The organism is Rhodococcus sp. A14 (assembly GCF_011603105.1).
Lineage (GTDB): Bacteria > Actinomycetota > Actinomycetes > Mycobacteriales > Mycobacteriaceae > Rhodococcus_F > Rhodococcus_F opacus.
In genome coordinates, this window is record NZ_JAAOQS010000284.1 from 1 (window position 1) to 961 (window position 961).

General features: G+C 65.8%; 1 protein-coding gene. It reads right to left on the reverse strand.

Going from position 1 to position 961, the window contains the following annotated elements:
- Window positions 1-910 (reverse strand): IS5 family transposase gene (locus tag G9373_RS45415; RefSeq protein ID WP_346842945.1). Its coding sequence is split into 2 segments (ribosomal slippage): window positions 1-552 and window positions 554-910, totalling 909 coding nucleotides; the frame shifts between segments, so codons are not numbered across the junction.
- Window positions 911-961: the final 51 nt, after the last annotated feature.

Consider the following 961-nt stretch of genomic DNA (forward strand, 5'->3'; position numbering starts at 1 on the left):
CTAGGGCATGTCTCCCAATAACTTGAGCCACTCGACGATGCCGGCGAGCAGGAATCCGGCGCGGTAGGTGAGGGCGAGTTTGTCGTAGCGAGTGGCCACCGCACGCCACTGTTTCGCCTTGTTGAAGGCCCGTTCGACCACGTTGCGCCCCTTGTAGGACTCCGGGTCGAAGTTCGGTGGCCGCCCGCCCGAGCGGCCCTTGTTCACCCGGTTCGCTGCCTGATCGGTCTTCTCGGGGATTACCGCCTTGATGCCTCTGTTGCGCAGCAGTTCCCGGTTGGCCCGTGATGAGTACGCCTTGTCGGCCCGGACCTCGTCGGGGCGCGTGCGGTGCGCTCCGCCGGCGAGCCGCGGCACGCAGATGCCCTCCAGCACGCGGGCGAACATCGGACTGTCACCGGCTTGGCCGGGGCCGACCAGCACCGACAGTGGACGCCCGTGACCGTCGCACGCCAGGTGCGCCTTGCTGGTCAACCCGCCCCTCGACCGGCCGATGCCGTGATCGGCAGGCTCGTCACGCAGGTTCGTGTAATTCGGTAGATCCCCCTGTGTGGCGGGCGGCGTTCGCACCGTGCTGATGAACACGGACCACCGTGGAATCGACCGATACCGCCCAGTCCAGGTTCCCGCCGGCGTCGGCCATCGCGACCAGAGCCGTCAGCACCCGATCCCAGGTTCCGTCTCCGGCGTAGCGGCGATGCCGCTTCCACACCGTCTTCCAGGGCCCGAAATGCGACGGGAGATCTCGCCAGGGCAACCCGGTCCGCAGTCGATACAGCATCCCCTCGACCACCACACGATTGTTCCGGAACTTCCGCCCCCGGAGCCCGTCGGAACTGGGCAAGAGCAGCGCGAGTAACTCCCACTGCTTGTCCGTCAACACCTCAAACCGATCAACAACGTCTGCCACACCGAAGAGTCTGCAGCGCAACACCACAAATCATTGGGAGACACACCCTAG